19 protein-coding genes are annotated in these 18,047 nt (G+C 38.3%); 2 read left to right on the forward strand and 17 right to left on the reverse strand.

Features of this window, described 5'->3' with window-relative positions:
• Positions 1-2: 2 nt before the first annotated feature.
• The 15 genes from PYW34_RS08940 to PYW34_RS09010 form a co-directional block, all read right to left on the reverse strand.
• Complete coding sequence (locus PYW34_RS08940) at positions 3-785, reverse strand: RNA-binding protein (protein ID WP_002286624.1); 783 nt, start codon at positions 783-785, stop codon at positions 3-5.
• Between the two features lie 48 nt (positions 786-833).
• Positions 834-1,112, reverse strand: coding sequence for a YggT family protein (locus PYW34_RS08945; RefSeq protein ID WP_033582058.1), 279 nt, complete (start codon positions 1,110-1,112; stop codon positions 834-836).
• Between the two features lie 23 nt (positions 1,113-1,135).
• The gene (locus PYW34_RS08950; protein WP_002286627.1) at positions 1,136-1,735 is read right to left on the reverse strand and encodes a cell division protein SepF; all 600 of its coding nucleotides are present in this window, start codon (positions 1,733-1,735) and stop codon (positions 1,136-1,138) included.
• A gap of 13 nt (positions 1,736-1,748) precedes the next feature.
• Positions 1,749-2,426: a YggS family pyridoxal phosphate-dependent enzyme gene (locus PYW34_RS08955; protein ID WP_002286628.1), complete on the reverse strand. Its 678-nt coding sequence runs from the start codon at positions 2,424-2,426 to the stop codon at positions 1,749-1,751.
• A gap of 16 nt (positions 2,427-2,442) precedes the next feature.
• Positions 2,443-3,684: a cell division protein FtsZ gene (gene ftsZ / locus PYW34_RS08960; protein WP_002286629.1), complete on the reverse strand. Its 1,242-nt coding sequence runs from the start codon at positions 3,682-3,684 to the stop codon at positions 2,443-2,445.
• A gap of 22 nt (positions 3,685-3,706) precedes the next feature.
• Positions 3,707-5,032 (reverse strand): cell division protein FtsA, encoded by a 1,326-nt coding sequence (gene ftsA, locus PYW34_RS08965; RefSeq protein ID WP_002286631.1) that lies wholly within the window; start codon positions 5,030-5,032, stop codon positions 3,707-3,709.
• A gap of 155 nt (positions 5,033-5,187) precedes the next feature.
• Positions 5,188-6,408, reverse strand: coding sequence for a cell division protein FtsQ/DivIB (locus tag PYW34_RS08970; RefSeq protein WP_002286633.1), 1,221 nt, complete (start codon positions 6,406-6,408; stop codon positions 5,188-5,190).
• Between the two features lie 14 nt (positions 6,409-6,422).
• The gene (gene murG / locus PYW34_RS08975) at positions 6,423-7,511 is read right to left on the reverse strand and encodes an undecaprenyldiphospho-muramoylpentapeptide beta-N-acetylglucosaminyltransferase (RefSeq protein ID WP_002286637.1); all 1,089 of its coding nucleotides are present in this window, start codon (positions 7,509-7,511) and stop codon (positions 6,423-6,425) included.
• A gap of 25 nt (positions 7,512-7,536) precedes the next feature.
• Positions 7,537-8,898 carry a UDP-N-acetylmuramoyl-L-alanine--D-glutamate ligase gene (murD, locus tag PYW34_RS08980; RefSeq protein ID WP_002286638.1) on the reverse strand — a complete coding sequence of 454 codons (1,362 nt, stop codon included), beginning with the start codon at positions 8,896-8,898 and terminating at the stop codon, positions 7,537-7,539.
• A gap of 13 nt (positions 8,899-8,911) precedes the next feature.
• Complete coding sequence (gene mraY, locus PYW34_RS08985) at positions 8,912-9,874, reverse strand: phospho-N-acetylmuramoyl-pentapeptide-transferase (RefSeq protein WP_002286639.1); 963 nt, start codon at positions 9,872-9,874, stop codon at positions 8,912-8,914.
• Between the two features lie 25 nt (positions 9,875-9,899).
• Positions 9,900-12,092, reverse strand: coding sequence for a penicillin-binding transpeptidase domain-containing protein (locus tag PYW34_RS08990; RefSeq protein WP_002286640.1), 2,193 nt, complete (start codon positions 12,090-12,092; stop codon positions 9,900-9,902).
• Positions 12,093-12,494: a cell division protein FtsL gene (gene ftsL, locus PYW34_RS08995; RefSeq protein ID WP_002294542.1), complete on the reverse strand. Its 402-nt coding sequence runs from the start codon at positions 12,492-12,494 to the stop codon at positions 12,093-12,095.
• A 4-nt stretch (positions 12,495-12,498) separates the two neighbouring features.
• A complete protein-coding gene (gene rsmH / locus PYW34_RS09000) occupies positions 12,499-13,458 on the reverse strand; it encodes a 16S rRNA (cytosine(1402)-N(4))-methyltransferase RsmH (protein WP_002286642.1) in 960 nt (319 codons plus the stop codon).
• Between the two features lie 20 nt (positions 13,459-13,478).
• Positions 13,479-13,910, reverse strand: coding sequence for a division/cell wall cluster transcriptional repressor MraZ (mraZ, locus tag PYW34_RS09005; RefSeq protein ID WP_002286645.1), 432 nt, complete (start codon positions 13,908-13,910; stop codon positions 13,479-13,481).
• A 169-nt stretch (positions 13,911-14,079) separates the two neighbouring features.
• Positions 14,080-14,448: a DUF3397 domain-containing protein gene (locus PYW34_RS09010; RefSeq protein ID WP_002286647.1), complete on the reverse strand. Its 369-nt coding sequence runs from the start codon at positions 14,446-14,448 to the stop codon at positions 14,080-14,082.
• Positions 14,449-14,618: 170 nt separating this feature from the next.
• Here PYW34_RS09010 and PYW34_RS09015 point away from each other — a divergent pair, with 170 nt between their 5' ends.
• Positions 14,619-15,575 carry a magnesium transporter CorA family protein gene (locus PYW34_RS09015; RefSeq protein ID WP_002286649.1) on the forward strand — a complete coding sequence of 319 codons (957 nt, stop codon included), beginning with the start codon at positions 14,619-14,621 and terminating at the stop codon, positions 15,573-15,575.
• Positions 15,576-15,647: 72 nt separating this feature from the next.
• Positions 15,648-15,764, forward strand: coding sequence for a DUF4044 domain-containing protein (locus PYW34_RS09020; protein WP_002291876.1), 117 nt, complete (start codon positions 15,648-15,650; stop codon positions 15,762-15,764).
• A 54-nt stretch (positions 15,765-15,818) separates the two neighbouring features.
• Here PYW34_RS09020 and recN read toward each other — a convergent pair whose 3' ends face one another.
• Positions 15,819-17,501, reverse strand: coding sequence for a DNA repair protein RecN (gene recN / locus PYW34_RS09025; protein WP_002286651.1), 1,683 nt, complete (start codon positions 17,499-17,501; stop codon positions 15,819-15,821).
• A gap of 17 nt (positions 17,502-17,518) precedes the next feature.
• A complete protein-coding gene (locus tag PYW34_RS09030; RefSeq protein WP_002286653.1) occupies positions 17,519-17,968 on the reverse strand; it encodes an arginine repressor in 450 nt (149 codons plus the stop codon).
• Positions 17,969-18,047: the final 79 nt, after the last annotated feature.

Here is an 18,047-nt window from a genome sequence, read left to right on the forward strand (position 1 = left end):
TTTTATTTACGTAATACACCGAACAGTACCCTGTACTTTTCTTTTTTCGTCTTCCCCTCAAGTTCTTGGATCTGGACTCTGCCATAACCTCTGACTGAAATAATATCTAATAGTTCAAGTACAAAATCAGGTCTTGTATTTTCTGTCCAGTTCACTTTTACTTTACCAGCTTCGATCAGCTGCTTGGACCGCTGTCTGGAAATATTATAAATCTCAGAGATCACACTGTCTAGTCGCATGGAACTAACTGTTCCTCTTTCTTGTGTCCAGCTATCTTTCGGCATAATCATTTCTGTGTATTTGATTGGTTCCAAGCGTACAGCAACCTTTCCAATCTTTGTTACTTGTGCAGCAACAAAATGATCCACCTCATTTGCAATAAATACTTGCCAGCGATCACCGTCCGAGATGATATCGCCAAAGTAAGAGCGTTTGATCCCCGTTCCCACTAAAGTTCCAAGGATTTTCCCATGACTTAGGCTGGCAAATTTGCTAGGATAATGGATTTCATACAATGCTGTTTCAAAATCTTCCTCTACAGGTTCGTAATAATCGGGGAAAATCAAACATCTTTTTCTTTCTGCCTGTTCATATCCGCCATAAAACATGAAACGCAAATCACTGCTTTGTCGAATCAGTGTTTCTAAAATATAGGATTGTCTTGGGTCAAGAAATTCGGTCAGATAGGGTGCATATTGTCCTTGAACCTGTTCAATCCAATCGCCTACCGAATCGATAAATGTACGTTCATCTGCCCGAAAGTGCTGGTATACATTTGCATCCAAAATTTTCCCCTCCTATCTATTCTGAGAATAAAGATTTTGTTGCTTCAATCAATAAACTAAATGGACAGTTATCCATATAACGATCTGTGCTAAACCTTGTACGGCTAAGTTCAAGATCAGGATTGCCCCTAAAATTGTGAAATCCAAGGGTCCAATCCTCAAAGGCAGACGATCGAACAAACTGATATACGGTTCGCAGATCTTAGCTAATAATCGTCCTAGCCCTGATTGATACCCGCCTGGAAACCAAGAGAGCAATGCATATACCATCAAGATAATGCTATAGAAATAGGCTGCCCGTTGAAGTAAATGAAGTAATAGTGCAATAGTATAAATCGTAGTTCCTCCTCTTACAGATCAAACAAATTCGCATCTGCAAAAGATTGAGCGGTTGAACTGTCAATCTCCATCCCAGTCGGTGTACAAAGAAAAATCTCATCTCCAACACGTTTGATATCTCCATCTAGTGCATAAACTGTTCCTGTTAGAAAATCAACGATTCTTCTCGCTTGTTTTTCTTCTACTAAATGAAAATTCACTAAGGTTGCTTCTCCAGCAATGATTCGTTTAGCAATCGCCATAGCTTCAGAATAAGCTCTTGGTTCCATTACAGTGATTTTTCCAGCAAGATTTGCTTTAGGTTGTGTAGAGGTTCTTGAAGCTGTTCTTTCTTTCGCTACAGTTTTTGTAGGTGATTGATGTAGTTCAATTACTTTTTTCTTTTCAGCCGGCTGAATACTTTCATGCGTTACAGGACGTGAAGTCGCCGTTTTTTGTTTTTCATGAGTATTCGCAGCAGATACAGAATGAGTTGATTGATTCTGTGTTGTATTTTTTTTAGTTGGCTGTACAGCCTTTTTTGTTGTTTCAGGATAATCTTGGTATTCGTACTCTTCCTCATCAGCTAATCCGAAAAAATTAGCAATTGCTCCTCTGTTTAAAAGCGGCATTTTTGTTCCTCCTTTATTCGTCTTTGAATAGCGCTGTTCCTACACGGATAAATGTTGCACCTTCTTCAATCGCAATTTGAAAGTCTTGACTCATCCCCATACTTAATTCACTACATGGTGCATGGGCATAACCTTTTGCTTGAACAAGATCACGCAATTCTTTCAGCGTACCAAACACTTTATGGATTTGCTCATCAGAAGCTTCTTTAGGCGCCATAGTCATCAACCCAACAACCTTGATTTTTGTGCAGGCAGCTAAAGATTCCACAAACGGTAAAAGCTCATCTGGTGAAATTCCATGTTTTGATTCCTCACCAGAAACATTTACTTCAATAAAACAGGATAATTCTTTCTCTAACCGCTTCTGGATTTCTTCTGCTAATCTTAAACTGTCCAACGCATGAAAGTAATCAATTTCATTTACAATCAATTTTACCTTTCTGCGCTGTAAATTACCAATTAAATGCCACTTTATTTCAGGAAAATCAAATAAATCTTGTTTCTTTTCTAATAATTTATCTACTCGGTTTTCTGCACAATTCATAACGCCAGCTCTAACCAATTCTTCAGCTTGAGCGGATTCAACAGATTTTGTTACAGCTACTAATGTAACTTCTTTCGGATCACGATGAACAAGAGCACACGAATCCTGAATTTCTTGCTTGATTTTCTGCAAGTTGTCAGCAATCATGTGCTCTTCCTCTCCTTTATTTTTTACGACGGAAAAACGGTGGCGTATTTAATTCATCATCGCCATGAGATTTTGTTTCTTCGCGGTTGAATGTATCAAATTCTTTTTTTTCGATATTGTCAAAATTGGAATCATCAACTCTAGGACGAACATTTTGTTCACGTCTGATATCCCAATCGCCAAAACTGTTTTCTTCTTCTGAAGAAGTTGGTTTAGCTTGATCCATATCTAATACAGTCTTTTGAGCAGGTGATTGCATTTGTGCTTGTCTAGCTGGTCGGCTAGACTTGCGTTCCTTTTTTGATTCATCGATACCTGTTGCGATGACCGTCACACGGATTTCATCGCCCATTTCTTCATTGATAGATGTACCTAGAATGATATTTACATCGCCAGTTGCTGCATTTGCTACGATATCTGAAGCATCTTGTGCTTCGAACAATGTCATATCCAAACCGCCTGTGATGTTAAGAAGTACTTGTTCAGCTCCATCAATAGATGTTTCAAGCAATGGAGAGGAGATTGCTTTTTTCGTTGCTTCTACTACGCGATCTTCTCCACTAGCCACACCGATCCCCATCAATGCTGTACCTTGGTTTTCCATCACTGTTTTCACGTCAGCAAAGTCAAGGTTAACGTAACCTGGCGCTGTGATCAAATCAGAGATACCTTGTACACCTTGTCGTAAAACATTATCTGCTTCACGGAAAGCTTCAAGCATCGGTGTCTTTTTATCTACAACTTCTAATAAACGGTTATTTGAGATAATTAATAATGTATCCACATTTTCTTTCAAACGAGCGATACCTTCTGCAGCAAAACGGCCACGTTTCGGTCCTTCAAAAGTGAATGGACGTGTCACGACACCAACAGTCAATGCGCCCAATTCTTTCGCGATACCTGCAACGATTGGTGCAGCACCTGTACCGGTTCCTCCACCCATTCCTGCAGTGATGAAAATCATATCTGCACCGTCTAAAGCTTCGCGTAAGGATTGTTCACTTTCTTCTGCCGCTTTTTGTCCAACTTCTGGCTGAGAACCAGCACCTAAACCACGAGTATATTTGGGGCCTAATTGGATAACTGTTTCCGCTTTTGAATTTTTTAATGCTTGCACGTCTGTGTTGGCTGTAATGAATTCAACACCTTTAACGTTTTCTTCAATCATTCGGTTTACAGCATTTCCACCGCCACCACCGACTCCGATGACTTTGATTACTGCGCCGTCATTGATATTATTATCAATTGAGAATTCCATATCTTATTCCTCCCAGGATGAATTAATCAAAAATATTTGTAAAGAAACCCTTGATTTTATTTTTTACATTTTCTCCGGACTCTTTTGGTTCCGGCTCATCGTAGATTGTTTCTTCAGGTGCTTCATAGCTCTCATATGTGTTTGTTGTTTCTTGTTCAACTACCATTTGACGAGCTGCTGAGGTTTCACCCGTAACAGCAATTTTTGCCAATTGATACACTTCACTCAAGTTTGCTGAATAATCCACGATACTTATTACATTTGTAAATACCGGGTTTCTCAGCCCCATGTGATTTGGAACATACAATTTTACATTTACGCCGAAGATTTCTTGTGCCAAGTCCACAACACCAGGAAGACTAGCAGCTCCGCCTGTCAATACGACGCCACCTGGCAACTCTAATGCTTCGATTTGGTCCAATGCATCTTTTGCTTTGTTGAAAATCTGTTCCATTCGAGCTGAAATAATTTCTGACAAGTAGCGTTCATCGACTTTCACTGGTTCTGACTGACCAATCACATCTACTGGAAATTCTTCATCTGGTGATGTCCGTTCTGGGTATGCATCCCCGTAGTTTATTTTCAACGCTTCTGCATTGTTAAATGACGTATTTAATACAATAGAGATATCTTTAGTGACAAATTCGCCACCTTCTTGGTCAAGATTGGTAAACTTCAATTGCTTATCATGCATAACAGCCGTTGTTGTTTGGCCGCCACCCATATCAATGACGATCGTACCAAAATCTTTTTCTCCGTCAGAAAGAATTGATTCAGTCAGCGCTAAAGGAGTAATCACCATTTCGTTGACGATTAATCCGGCATTTTCCACGCATTTACGTATGTTATGGATGATCGTTTTAGGTCCTGTAAACAACAGACCGTACATTTCTAATCTTACGCCGATCATTCCACGAGGATCTTTGATTCCCTCGAACCCATCGACAGTAAAATCTTGTGGCAATATTGACACGATTTGACGTTCAGGAGGTATTGAACGAACAAGGGCAGCTGAAGCCACATTTCTGACATCTTCATCGGTGATTTCCTTTGAATCTCCGTTAACTGCAATCATTCCCTGGCAATTTTCTACTTCAAGCATGTTTGCTGGCAAACCGACACTTACGCCTTTGATCTGGATACCTGCTTTTTCTTCTGCTTGTCGTACTGCTCGTTGTATCGCTTGGACCGTTTTATCGATATCAACGATAATGCCTCGGTTAATCCCTTCTGATTTTGCGTTTCCTACTCCAATAATATTCATTTGGCTGTCGATATATTCAGCCACGACAACTTTAACAGATGTCGTTCCAATATCAAGGCCTACATACATTCCTGTTTTTGCCATGAATGGGATTCCCTCCTACTTACTATTCCATATACAAGCGAACAACTAGCGTCCGTTTTAAAATATACTTATTAATAGATATATTCACTGCTTCCAATTCTACCATAAATTACTGGTTTTTAGAAAGTACATTCTTACTTTTTAAAGTTGTTTTATCAATTTTCATTTAAACTTGACGGAGTTGTACTTGGATTATCTTCTATTTGACTTGTTTCACTTGAATCATTTGAATCAGATGATCCGTTTGTGCTAGACGATCCAGGTGTTTGTGCTTTTTGCGTTTCTGCCTCTTCACTTGATTCGTTTGTTTGATCCGCATTTTCTTCACTTTCAGTTGTTTCTTCCGATTGGCCCGATTCTTCCGTTTCTTGAGTGCTACCGTAAGGATGCGAGAAGATACCAACTTCCATGTCGATCACACCTTTTTCATCCATATCTTTGGCTACTTGCGAATAATATTTCATTTGGTTCGCAAGATTATTGATATTTACAATAACTTGATTGCCGTCATTCATATTCAATTGGATCAGATTTTTATTGCTTGCTCTTGGCGTGTACTTGATTTCAGAAATTGCTTTTTGTAATTCTGATGATAACTGATTGTATTGCTTTGTTAATTCTTTGATTTTTGCAGAGTCTTTGAACTCTTCCAAGATAGGGAGATTTTTTGTAGGATTTGCTACTTTTTCATCTAATACTGTTCCATTTTCAATCACTGGGTAGTATTGATTGTTTTTTGCGATCAAAGCAATCTCTTTATATTCTGTTACATCCAAATCGAATTCATTCATCCCTTTGAAATGTATATTTGCTGTTTCGATTCTTGGCTGTGCTTTTTTAAGGCGATCGATATAAGTAGATCGATGAAAATACTGTCCCCAAACATTTTCTCCTAATGACAATTTTGTATCAGAGATGATTTCTTGGCTGTTGACTGTCTTATTGCCTGATACTGCAACTGCTTGTAATTTGCTATAAGGAGAAACATAATAGATCAAAAAAATCAGCGGTATACCCAATACAGTGATGATCAAAGCTAACCGACGAAATAGTACTTTGTGCCGTTGACTTTTTAAATTGGGCAGCCGGTTCAAAAAAGAACCGTTATATGGTCCACCGTTTTTCTTTTGCTTGATCTCTTCAAAAAATTCGATTTTTTTCTCGGACTGGCTTTCTTCTTGCTGTTCCTCTTGAACCGTTTTTTCTTCTTCAGAATCTGAAAGGGGTGTATCTAATGTTATGTCTTCTTTTTTTGGCTCTTGGTTTTTCATCTCTTGTTCTGCCAGATATTTTCGGTTAGCCTTTTGCCAAGGAGTCAAATTGTTTTCATCAGAAGACGGATGAGACAATTTTTTTGGTTCTTTTTTCTTACTCACTAAGACCACCGCCTTTATTTTTTGATTATTTGTTTTACTAAGTCATAAAGACGTTTTGAAGCATCAGGGATTCCTTGTTCTTTAGAAGCTCGGCACATTTGCTTTTGCAATTCTTCATCACCCATGATTTCGTTGACTGTCTGACTTAGTGATTCACCTGTTAGTTCATTATCTGCAATCATTTTTGCTGCTCCTGCGTGAACAAGACTCATTGCATTTTTAGTCTGATGATCATTCGTAACATATGGGCTGGGAACCAACACTGCCGGTAACCCCAGAGCTGTGAATTCTGCGATCGAAGTTGCACCAGCACGCCCCACCAGCAGATCACTGGAAGCCATGACCTCTGCCATATTTTTGATATAAGGCTGGACACTAATATTTTGTATTTCAGGATTTATTTTATTTAGGATCTCTTCATAATATCTATCTCCTGAAGCATACAAAACTTGGTAAGAAGAAGGAATATATTCACTTAAAAAAACTGATACTGCTTGATTGATTTTAAGTGCTCCTTGACTACCGCCAAAAATCAAGACTGTTTTCTTTTCTGGATCCAAATCAAATGTTTTCAAAATATCTGATTTTTTAGTATCTGCTACTTCTTGTGCTCGAGGATTACCTACAAGAACTGCTTTGTTTTCAGGAAAAAAGGAAGCCGCATCTTTAAATGAAAGAGCGATCCGATCCACATATCGGCTTAAAAATTTATTGGTAACACCTGGTACACTGTTTTGTTCATGGATAACTGTTGGAATACCCATTTTGGCTGCAGCGTACACTACCGCTCCGGAAACATATCCTCCAGTACCGATAACGATATCTGGTTGAAAATCACTGAGGATTTTTTTTGCTTGACGGATACTCTTAAGAAACAATCGGACCGTCTTGATGTTATGCATGGAAATTTTTCGTTTAAATCCTTGAATCTCCAAGGTATGGAAAGGCATTCCTGTATCAGGGACGATTTTGTTTTCTAGACCTCGTTTTGCTCCCACATACATGAATTCAGCATTCGGTTCTTGAGTCTTTACATAATTGACAAAGGCAAGAGCTGGATAAATATGTCCCCCTGTTCCTCCGCCTGTAACCAAAATTTTCATTTTTTATCGCTCGCTTCTACTTTTTCTATTTTAATCGGTTCACAGCTTCCATGAATCTGTTTCCTCTAGTTTCAAAATTTGGGTATTGATCCCAGCTGGCATTCGCTGGTGATAATAAAACTACATCACCATCTGTACTGTTTTCTAATGCTAAAGGAACTGCTTGTTCTACAGAATCGGCTGTTACTATTGTCTCGATGCCTGCTTTTTTTCCAGCATCCATCAACTTTTCTTTTGTTTGGCCAAATACGACCATTGCTTTGATTCCTTTTAATGAAGGAATTAATTCATCAAATGTATTTCCTCTGTCTAATCCGCCAGCCAATAACACGACCTTAGACGTTTCAAATCCACTTAGAGCCATTTTAGTCGCTAAAATATTGGTTGCTTTTGAATCATTATAAAATTTTCTGCCTTGGATTTCTCCTACATATTGCGTACGATGTGGTACGCCATGGAAAAAATGCAACGTTTCTCGTATAGCTTCATTTGATATACCATACAATTTTGCTACAGAAATAGCAGCTAGTGCATTTTCTACATTATGCTTACCTGGTACGCCAAGTTCAGATATTTCCATTATTTTTTCTTTTTTATAGTATATTGAGTAATCGTCAGCATACACACCGTCTTCCAACACTTCTTTTGTCGAGAAAGGCAGTACGCGTGCTTTTGTTCTTTGCGCTAATTCTTGTAGTTCTGACTGATTCCAGTTAAGGATCAGATAATCTTTTTCTGTCATGTTTTTTTGAAGGTTCCATTTAGCTTTGACATATTCTTTTCTTGTACCATGATAATCAATATGTGCTTCATAGATATTGGTAATCACCGCTATATGAGGGCGGAAATCTGTGATTCCCATGAGTTGGAAGCTAGACAATTCCATCACAATTTTATCTTCTGATTTTGCTTCTTGCGCTACACCACTTGCTGGATACCCAATATTACCCGCTAAACGTGCAATTCCTTGATCTGCTCCTGCATTCAGTAGTAGTCCTGTCATCGTTGTTGTCGTTGTTTTTCCGTTCGTTCCTGTAATCCCAATAATTGGGCATTCCGCTACTTCGTAAGCTAGCTCAACTTCCGTAATTACCGGAATACCCATTTCTTGGGCTTTTGCTACTAAAGGATGACTGTAGGGAATCCCTGGATTTTTGACCATCAATGAAAATTCTTCATCCAACAATTCGATTGGATGACTACCTGTTATTACTTTTATCCCTAAAGAAAGCAGCTCTTGTGCTTCCGGATTTTCGTCAAAAGGTTTTCCATCATTAACGGTGACAAGTGCGCCCAATTCATGTAATAATTTGGCCGCACTTACTCCGCTTTTTGCGAGTCCTAAGACAAGCACTTTCTTATTTTCATATGTTGATATTTTTTTCATTTCCCGTCATCTCCTACCAAACGATCCATAATGTGATCAACGAAGTCACAATGCTGATCAACCAAAAAACTGTATCAATCTTCCACTCCGACCATCCGCACATTTCAAAGTGATGATGAATTGGAGACATTTTAAAAATTCGTTTTCCTGTAAGCTTAAAGGAAGTAACTTGAAGCATCACACTTGCTGTTTCCATAACATAGATCAAACCAATCAAAAGCAATGTCCATTCTTGGTTTAGCATTATAGAAATTGCCGCTAAAAGTCCGCCCAACGCTAATGAACCGACATCTCCCATAAAAATCTTGGCAGGTTTTCTGTTGTAGACGAAGAAACCCAGTAAACCTCCTAAAACACTTAAGCAAATGATTAATACATCATACTGATGCTGATGCCAAGCAATTAGACCGTAAGCTGCAAAAGAGATACTTCCTAAGCCAGCAACTAATCCATCGATGCCATCTGTCAGATTTACTGCATTTGAAAATCCAACAAGCCAGAAGAGAGCGAAAATACCATAAATGATTCCTAAAGGTAGATCTAGTCCGAAGAAATTCAATACACCTGGATAACCTTCAGAACGGTAAACAAGATAAAAGATGATTCCCCCTAGAATCTGTCCAATCAATTTCTGCTTCGAGTTCAGTCCCATGTTTCTTTTCTTGAATATTTTTATAAAATCATCAAGAAAGCCGATTACTCCGTATAACGCTAATACAAAAAGCAAGATGAAAAGAGTAGGAGTTAGCTGTTTTTGCCAAGCTCCAACCCAAATTCCTGTCAAAATAGAGCCGATCAGAAACACTAAGCCGCCCATTGTAGGAGTTCCGGCTTTGCTATTGTGCCACTTTGGTCCCTCCTCACGAATCGCCTGACCTTGCTTTTTCATTTGAAAATAACCAATAAATAGCGGCATTGCGGCAATTGTCATTGCACAACTGCTGACAATGGGAATCAATGCTTGTGTCCATTCCATGCTCTTTTCTCTCCTATTTCTCTTCTTATTCTTCTAAAGTAAAACTAAGTTTGTCTTCAGTGATTTTTTCATATGGAGCAAGTTCTTGTTTGACACAATAACCATCTCCATCAAAACTAACTTCAATACCGAGGATTTTCCCCAGCTTCATGATATCTGCTTTTGACCATCCTGTTACGTCAGGCATCAGCTTATCACCACCAGTATATAGGATCAGTTTTTCTCCAGAGATCAACTGATCACCGTTGGCAGTAGATTGTTTTTGTACTTTTTTACCATTACCGATCACTACAGGTTGCAGTCCACTTTTTTGAGCATCAGCTGCTGCAACGTCCGCTTCAAGATTACGATAATCGGCTACGGATACTTTTTCTGTTTTTGTTTCTGTATCTGAATCTTCTTCAGTTTCTTTAAAATCCATTGCCCGTTTCATCAATGGATTTGCGATTTTAGCCAATGCCATTCGATCATATGTCTTAGGGTGTTTCATTGTTAGATACAAGACATAGTCTGGATCTTCAGAAGGAACCATCTCCACAATCGAATACAGGTAGGCTGTATCTCCTGTTTGATATCCCCCTGTATCAGAAGCGATTTGGGCTGTTCCGGTTTTTGCCGATACATTGTATCCAGGTACACTATATACACCATAAGCACTACCGTAGTTTTCGCTTTCGACAACATCTCTCATATATTCACGGACTTTTTCTGTTGTTTCTTTTGAAAAAGGTTGCCCTAGAACTTCTGTTTGAGTTGTTCGCTCTTCTCCAGTTTGGGGATCCACCACTTTGCTGATATATCGAGGTTGAATCATTGTACCGTTATTCGCAATAGAAGTGAAAGCTTTCATCATTTGGAAATTCGTCACACCTACCGCTTGTCCATAAGCACTCATTGCTCGGTCGACAATATTTGATGTAGGTAAAGCACCGTTTACTTCATCATCTAATCCAGAATGAGTACTTTGTCCAAATCCCAGTTTTTGTAAATAGTTATACCATCGTCCGCCTAATCGCTGCTCCAGTATGACCATCCCGACGTTACTTGACCATGAAAGAGCTTGACGCATGGTCAGCACACCTTTTTCACCAAAGTCATGGTCATTGATCGTAGCATCTTCTACTTGGATTTTTCCAGATTGGAAGGTTTCATTCTCGTTGAATTCTCCTTCTTCGATAGCAGCTGCAGTAGTGAAAACTTTCATGGTTGATCCTGGTTCATAACTATCTTGTACCAAGAAATTACGCCAGATAGCATCTTTTCCAGTCAATCCTTCCATTGTTTCAGGATTGAAAGTAGGTCGTTGTCCCATTGCCAAGATTTCTCCGGTTTTTGCTTTCATCAGGACTGCTGTCAATTCTTCTGGCTGATATTCTTCATTTACTTGATCCATCAGTGTTTCTAAATAACTTTGTAGTCTGCTGTCTAAAGTCGTGTAGATATCTTGTCCGTCGACAGCTTTTTCTTCTTCTGCCACTGTACCTGGCAGAGGATTTTGAAAATTATCTTTTTGATAAATAATCTTACCATCTTTACCGCTCAAGATATCATTGTAAGCAGACTCCAAACCTAGTTTACCAACTAAGCCATTCTCATCTTTGTCTGGAACTGCGTATCCAATAAAATGAGAAGAAAAGACGCCATTTGGATACATCCGAGCCTGATGGTCGACAAAGTAAAGACCAGCGACACCTTCTTTTTTCATGTCCGCTTCGATGTTTTGCTTGGTTTCTTGGGAGATATTTTTCCCATAGCTACCAAATTCAACTTGATACAGCTCTTTTTTTGCGCCGTCCTCTAAAATATTCAGTGCATCTTTTTTGTCTATAGAAAGATTCTTATGCAGGATTTCTGCTATTTTATCAAAATTCTTTTCTTCAACATACAGTTTTTTATCCCCAGAGGTATATGTTTTTGAGAGTATCGCTTTAATTGAATAAGAGGAGGCATCTTCTGCGAGCGCCACACCGTTACGATCATAAATCGTTCCTCTTTTTGCTTTTACTACTTCACTTCCTTGGTACAACTGTTTTGTTTTTTCAGCTAATGAGGTACCAGCAACATGACCTCCAATAACGATATACGAGAAACGGACGGCAAATAAAAAGAACAATCCAATACTCGTAGCAAATAAAATGATACCTACTTTTTTGCGATTGTTCATCGGATTTAGATTTTTCTTTTCCATAAACCGCCGAATTTTATTTTTAAGACTCATTTACTTCACTTTCCTTAAATTGTCGTCATTAATAGACAATCCTTTTTCTTCTGCGATTTGTTTAATCCGTTCAGTACGAGAAAGTTCGTTTTTTTCTTGTTCTAAACTCGTTTTTTCTTGCTTTTTATCATTGATTTCTGTTTGTATTGACGTGATTTCTTTTTCAGCTCCGCTGATATTTGTGCGCAGCATAACTGTTAAAACACATAAAGCAACAATAGCAATCGCCACGCTTGCCACAGCAATTTTTTCCAAAGCAGAAATCTGCTTTAATCGTTTTGCCGGTGATTGTGGAAGAATGATTTCTTGATTCGAAGAAGAATCAGGCATTTGTTGTTCCGGCTGATCCACCAATTCAGGTAAATCATATTCGTAATCTTGCATTTTCTTTAATTCTGCCATCATTCTACTCCTCTTTCATTCTTATTTTTTCTGCAATACGTAACTTTGCACTGCGTGATCGATTGTTTTCTGTTAGCTCTTCCTCTGAAGGAAGGATTGGTTTACGAGTAATGACTTTCAGTTCTGGTTGGAATTCGTCAGGTATGACAGGAAGTCCCGGTGGTAGATCTTGTACCGTACTATATTCTTTAAACATACTTTTGACAATTCTGTCTTCCAATGAATGGAATGTGATTACGCTGATTCTTCCATTGACTTTCAATAACCGGATTGCCTGTTCTAAAGAGGCCTCTTCGGCACCGAGTTCGTCATTTACTGCAATCCGCACAGCTTGAAAAATTCTTTTTGCAGGATGCCCGCCTTTTCTTCTTGCGGGAGCTGGGATGACTTGTTTAATGATTTCGACAAGCTCACCAGTTGTTTGGATTGGTTTTGTTTTTCGTACTCGTTCGATTTCACGAGCAATTTGTTTGGAAAATTTCTCCTCGCCATAGCGGAAGAAAATCTTTACTAATTCATGGTAGGAATATTCATTAATTACGTGATAAGCGGATAAAGGAGCTGACTGATCCATGCGCATATCCAACGGTGCATCTTGATGATAACTAAATCCACGTTCTGCTTCATCTAGCTGAGGAGAGGAAACCCCTAGATCATACAAAATGCCGTCTACCTTATCTACATGCTCACTCAAGCGTTCTTCTAATTCTCTGAAATTCGCTTTGATAAATGTGACCATACCTTGTTCGACATAAGAAGCTAAACGCAGCTTGGCGTGATCGATTGCTTTTTGATCTTGGTCAAACGCATACAGATGCCCTTTAGAACTTAGTTGGCTTAATAAATATTCACTATGTCCGGCACCGCCGAGTGTACAGTCTACATAAACGCCATCCGGTTTGATGTTCAATCCATCTACCGTTTCTTTCAACATGACTGTATAGTGTTGAAATGTTTCAGTCATTAGTCAGCCTCTTCCTATTCTTATAGTCCGAAATCAATCATACTTTCAGCAATTTCGTCAAAGTTCTCTTCTGCTGCTGCAGAAAAATCTTGCCATCGTGTCTCATCCCAAATTTCAATTCGGTTAGATACACCGATGACTACGCAACCTTTTGTCAAAGCTGCATAATTTCTTAACGTGCTGGGTATATTGATTCGTCCTTGTTTATCAAGTTCGCATTCAGTGGCAGCCGAATAGAAGAATCGCACAAAAGTACGTGCGTCTTTTTTAGCCAACGGCATTTCGTTCAGTTTAGCTTCCAGATTTTCCCATTCGCTCATCGGATAGCCGAAAAGACAGCCATCCAATCCGCGTGTCAGAACAAACTTTTCGCCAAGTTCTTCACGAAGTTTTGAGGGCACGATTAAACGTCCTTTTGCATCAATATTATGTTGGAATTCACCCATCAACATTGAAAGCCCCCCATTCCTCCACTAACTAAAATTAGTCTACCACAATCCCCCACTTTCTACCACCTTTTCTGGGAAATCCGGGAACAACTTTTTTTATTCATAAACATTTTTTTAAAAATCAAGCTGCAAAAAGCCTTTTAAAAGACTTTTTACAGCTTTTCTATTTTTTTCATAGGTAAGAAAGTATGTTCACAATGATCAAGACAGCGTACAAGACGATTGTCAACAGAAAAACCAAACGCCAAGTCATCTTGAAATAACGCGGATAAATAATTTCTTCATAATAATATGCTTGGAAAACAGCAATACAAATTCCCATTAGCAAAACAGAAATAAAGAAAAACGGTAAGATAGAAATTGTCCCTGTATTTCTAGACAATGCATGCATACCGCCCCACAAAAAAGGAATCGCCAAATCAGGGGCTTTTATTTTAAAACGACGATTTAACGAAAATAATTTTACAAGAAATTGGCAACCAAACAAAACGATTACCGGGTAAATATACCAAAACAAGATAAGTGGTGTGAATGTGCCCATGAACGTAAACTCCTTTTTTATCGTTGCTTCAAGTATACTGTATATACTTTACACAACTGTTTCATTTTATTTAAAATTATGCAGTTATATTCTATATCTTACAAACACATTCCATGTATTCCAATTCCCTATCCGTTATAATAAAAGAAACAGGCAACAGGAGGAAAATCATGATCAAATATTTTACATTAGATAATGAGAAACTGCGTAATACCGGAAAGGAAACTGACCAAACGATCTGGTATTGTGTAGAACGTCCTAATCAAGAAGAGATTCATCAGCTGACACATCAATTTGAAATTCCGTCAGATTACATCACTTCCATATTGGACGATGCAGAAAATTCCCGTACAGAAGAATTCAATCAATCAAAGTTGACAAAGCCAGCGTTATTATTGTTACAATATCCTTTTGCTAAAACAAGTCCTAGCGGTTATTTTCAAGTGGATACATACCCGCTCTCTATTATTTTGACGCCCAAAAAGAAGCTTATCACAATTACGAATCATGAACCACTGTTTTTAAAGAAAGTCTTTAGCCAGACCTTTCCAAAAAGTGATATTTCGCCTAATCTCAATATCTTCTTTCAATTCATTTGGCAGGTCACACTCTCTTACAACAGTTATTTAGCTACGCTTCAATCTCAATGCGATACTTTGGAAGCCAAACTTCAAGTATCCACTGAAAACAAACAACTTTATCAAATCATGGATATCCAAAAAAGCCTCGTTTATTTCAGAGAAGCGACTTCTGCTAATTTAGATGCATTGAAAGAACTAGCGCAAAATAAACTTTTCCAAGAAAATCATGCTTTGAAAAATCATTTACGTGATGTATTGGTGGAAACAGAGCAGGCAATGACTACTTCTCGCATTCAATTAAAACTAGTAGAACAAATGAATCAGACTTTTTCAGCAATCGTATCGAATAATCTGAATAATATTATGAAAATTTTAACTTCTTTAACGATTATTTTAACTATACCGACAATCGTCGGCAGTATCTATGGAATGAACATTAAGTTACCTATTGCTGAAAGGGATGATGCCTTTATATGGCTAGTTCTATTAACATTATTTATTTGTATCGTAACTACCTATTATTTAAAAAAAGGGAAGTTTTTATAAAAAAGCCCTCTTGTGGAAATGGAAAAAAGATTGTACACTTGAATCAACTAATTAATGACGAGGTTGAAAACAATGCGTGAAAAAAAACAAACAAGTACTTTTGCTAAAGTAACAAAATTTGTCATTTGGACAATGCTGATTTTAACGATTGGATCTGTTGTATTGACTGCTGTAATGAGTGTCATGTAAAAATAAAATATAGCTATCAGCTGCTGAAAAGGACCTGAACCACTGCGAGGTGGCTCAGGTCCTTTTTGCGAGTTTCAATAGTTCTTTTGCATGTTCGAGTGTGAGTTTTGTAATCTCACTTCCAGCCAGCATACGTGCAATTTCTTCTTCTCTTTCTTTTGTTTTCAACTCTGAAACAGAAGTTTGCGTACGTCCATCAATCACTGCTTTCACAATATAATATTGATAGTCGGCGACTGCAGCAACTTGAGGCAGATGAGTGATGCACAAAACTTGAGAGTATTTCGATATTTGAGAAATTTTATCTGCGATGGCCTGTGCAACTCTTCCGCTCACACCTGTATCCACTTCATCAAAAATAATACTTGTCACACCTTGCTCAGAAGAAAAAATAGTTTTCAAAGCAAGCAACATCCGAGACAGTTCGCCACCAGAAGCGACTTTCACCAAAGGCTTCAGTGGCTCTCCTGGATTGGTCGTAATGTAAAATTCGATTTGGTCAAATCCATCATGATTCAATTGTCTATTTTCTTCTTTTAAGAAACGTACCTCAAACTCAGTGTTTTCCATATACAGACTTTTCAATTCATGCAGAATGGATTTTTCCAATTCTTTTGCGATTTTTTTACGCGCTTCATGAAGATCTGCGGCTTGTTGCTGAAGTAGAAGCTCTTTTTGCTCTAGTTCCTCTTTCATTTTGTCCAATTGACCTTCTGAAAAATCAGAAGAAGCTAGCTCTTCGGTGATTTCGTCATAGTAAGCCAATATTGACTCAATGGATTCGCCGTATTTACGTTTCAACTGTCGGATTAATTCTAAACGTTGCGTAACTTCTTCTAAACGACTCTCATCTAACTCCAATAAATCAATCTGACGACTCATATCGCCGATTGCATCTTGCAGCAAATAGTAAGCACTTTGGATATTTTCATAAATTGCTTCATACTCCACATCTAGATGGGCGATCCCTTGCAGTTCTGAAACGGCCAAGCCAACACCATCTACACTGTTTTGTTCATTATTCGTCAGTGCTCCGTAACCTGCAGCTAATCCATCAGCAATTTTTTGATAATTGCTAAGTTTTTCTCTTTCTTCTTTTAATTTCTCTTCTTCTCCGACTTGCAAATCAGCAGCAGCTATTTCTTCTTGCTGGAAATGGAGCATATCTATTCTCTGAACATAGGATTTTTCATTTTGCTGCACTTTTCGTACCCTTTTTTCCAGCTCACGATAAGAGATATATTCTTGCTGATAACTCTTTTTCTTCTGTTGGAAAGCTACATCTCCAAAACGATCCAATAAAGCAAGATGTGATTCAGGCTGGAGCAGTTCCTGATGTTCGTTTTGTCCTTGGATATCTACTAAATAACTGCCGATTCTTCTCAGATTAGCTAATGTGATAATATGACCATTCACTCGACAAACATTTTTTCCAGTTAAGGACATATCCCGTCGAACAATCAGATTGTCCTCATCTGTTTCGATCCCTAATTCAACCATCAGTTCAGAGAATCCTTCTTGTTTTGGTAGTTCAAACAACCCTTCAAGCACACATTTTTCTGCTCCTTGACGTATATAATCGCTTGAACCTCTTCCTCCTGCTAACAGACCTAAAGCATCGATAATAATGGATTTACCCGCACCAGTCTCTCCGGTCAGCGCGGTCATTCCTTCGTGAAAAGAAAGCCGCAATTCCGGAATAATCGCAAAGTTAGTAATACTGATTTCTTGTAGCATCACATTCGCTCCTCAACTTAAAGGTAATGCAGGAAGTCTTTCTTCAATAAAACTGCCTGGTCTTCAGTTCGTGTAATCATCAAAACATTATCGTCATCATTGATAATCGAAAATAATTCTTTCTTGTAACGTTTATCAATCAAATTTGCTGCTGCCGAAGCATTTCCCGGCAATGTTTTCAAAATAACAAATTTTTCCATTTGGTCAACTGCCACGAAAGCGTCTTTTAATAGTTTTTCCAATTTAGTATTTACATCTTCGTTTGTTTCAGCTGGTATGCTATAACGGTAGCCGCCATCTGAAGCCGGTACCTTGATCAGTTTCAGTTCCTTTATATCTCTGGAAATCGTAGCTTGAGTAACAGATATTCCTTTGCTTTTCAGGATTTCAACAAATTCTTCCTGCTTTCGGATATCTTGCTCACTCAACAATCGAGTAATCAAACGATGCCGATCTTTTTTTCTCATTACGTCTTCGCTCCTTAGCATATTCTTCTTAATCAATGATAGCTTATTTCCTTGGTATAATAAAGAAGAATCCGCATAC

Source organism: Enterococcus faecium, from assembly GCF_029023785.1.
Taxonomy (GTDB): Bacteria; Bacillota; Bacilli; order Lactobacillales; family Enterococcaceae; genus Enterococcus_B; species Enterococcus_B faecium.

What these genes read in the sequence shown, in the direction of transcription:
- murD (WP_002286638.1), bottom strand. Translation starts at nt 8,898, where the DNA reads ATGAAAAAAATATCAACATATGAAAATAAGAAAGTGCTTGTCTTAGGA.
- PYW34_RS08955 (WP_002286628.1), bottom strand. Translation starts at nt 2,426, where the DNA reads ATGATTGCTGACAACTTGCAGAAAATCAAGCAAGAAATTCAGGATTCG.
- PYW34_RS09020 (WP_002291876.1), top strand. Translation starts at nt 15,648, where the DNA reads ATGCGTGAAAAAAAACAAACAAGTACTTTTGCTAAAGTAACAAAATTT.
- mraZ (WP_002286645.1), bottom strand. Translation starts at nt 13,910, where the DNA reads ATGTTGATGGGTGAATTCCAACATAATATTGATGCAAAAGGACGTTTA.
- murG (WP_002286637.1), bottom strand. Translation starts at nt 7,511, where the DNA reads ATGAAAATTTTGGTTACAGGCGGAGGAACAGGGGGACATATTTATCCA.
- PYW34_RS08990 (WP_002286640.1), bottom strand. Translation starts at nt 12,092, where the DNA reads ATGAGTCTTAAAAATAAAATTCGGCGGTTTATGGAAAAGAAAAATCTA.
- ftsA (WP_002286631.1), bottom strand. Translation starts at nt 5,032, where the DNA reads ATGGCAAAAACAGGAATGTATGTAGGCCTTGATATTGGAACGACATCT.
- PYW34_RS09015 (WP_002286649.1), top strand. Translation starts at nt 14,619, where the DNA reads ATGATCAAATATTTTACATTAGATAATGAGAAACTGCGTAATACCGGA.
- PYW34_RS09010 (WP_002286647.1), bottom strand. Translation starts at nt 14,448, where the DNA reads ATGGGCACATTCACACCACTTATCTTGTTTTGGTATATTTACCCGGTA.
- PYW34_RS08950 (WP_002286627.1), bottom strand. Translation starts at nt 1,735, where the DNA reads ATGCCGCTTTTAAACAGAGGAGCAATTGCTAATTTTTTCGGATTAGCT.
- rsmH (WP_002286642.1), bottom strand. Translation starts at nt 13,458, where the DNA reads ATGACTGAAACATTTCAACACTATACAGTCATGTTGAAAGAAACGGTA.
- ftsL (WP_002294542.1), bottom strand. Translation starts at nt 12,494, where the DNA reads ATGGCAGAATTAAAGAAAATGCAAGATTACGAATATGATTTACCTGAA.
- recN (WP_002286651.1), bottom strand. Translation starts at nt 17,501, where the DNA reads ATGCTACAAGAAATCAGTATTACTAACTTTGCGATTATTCCGGAATTG.
- ftsZ (WP_002286629.1), bottom strand. Translation starts at nt 3,684, where the DNA reads ATGGAATTCTCAATTGATAATAATATCAATGACGGCGCAGTAATCAAA.
- mraY (WP_002286639.1), bottom strand. Translation starts at nt 9,874, where the DNA reads ATGGAATGGACACAAGCATTGATTCCCATTGTCAGCAGTTGTGCAATG.
- PYW34_RS09030 (WP_002286653.1), bottom strand. Translation starts at nt 17,968, where the DNA reads ATGAGAAAAAAAGATCGGCATCGTTTGATTACTCGATTGTTGAGTGAG.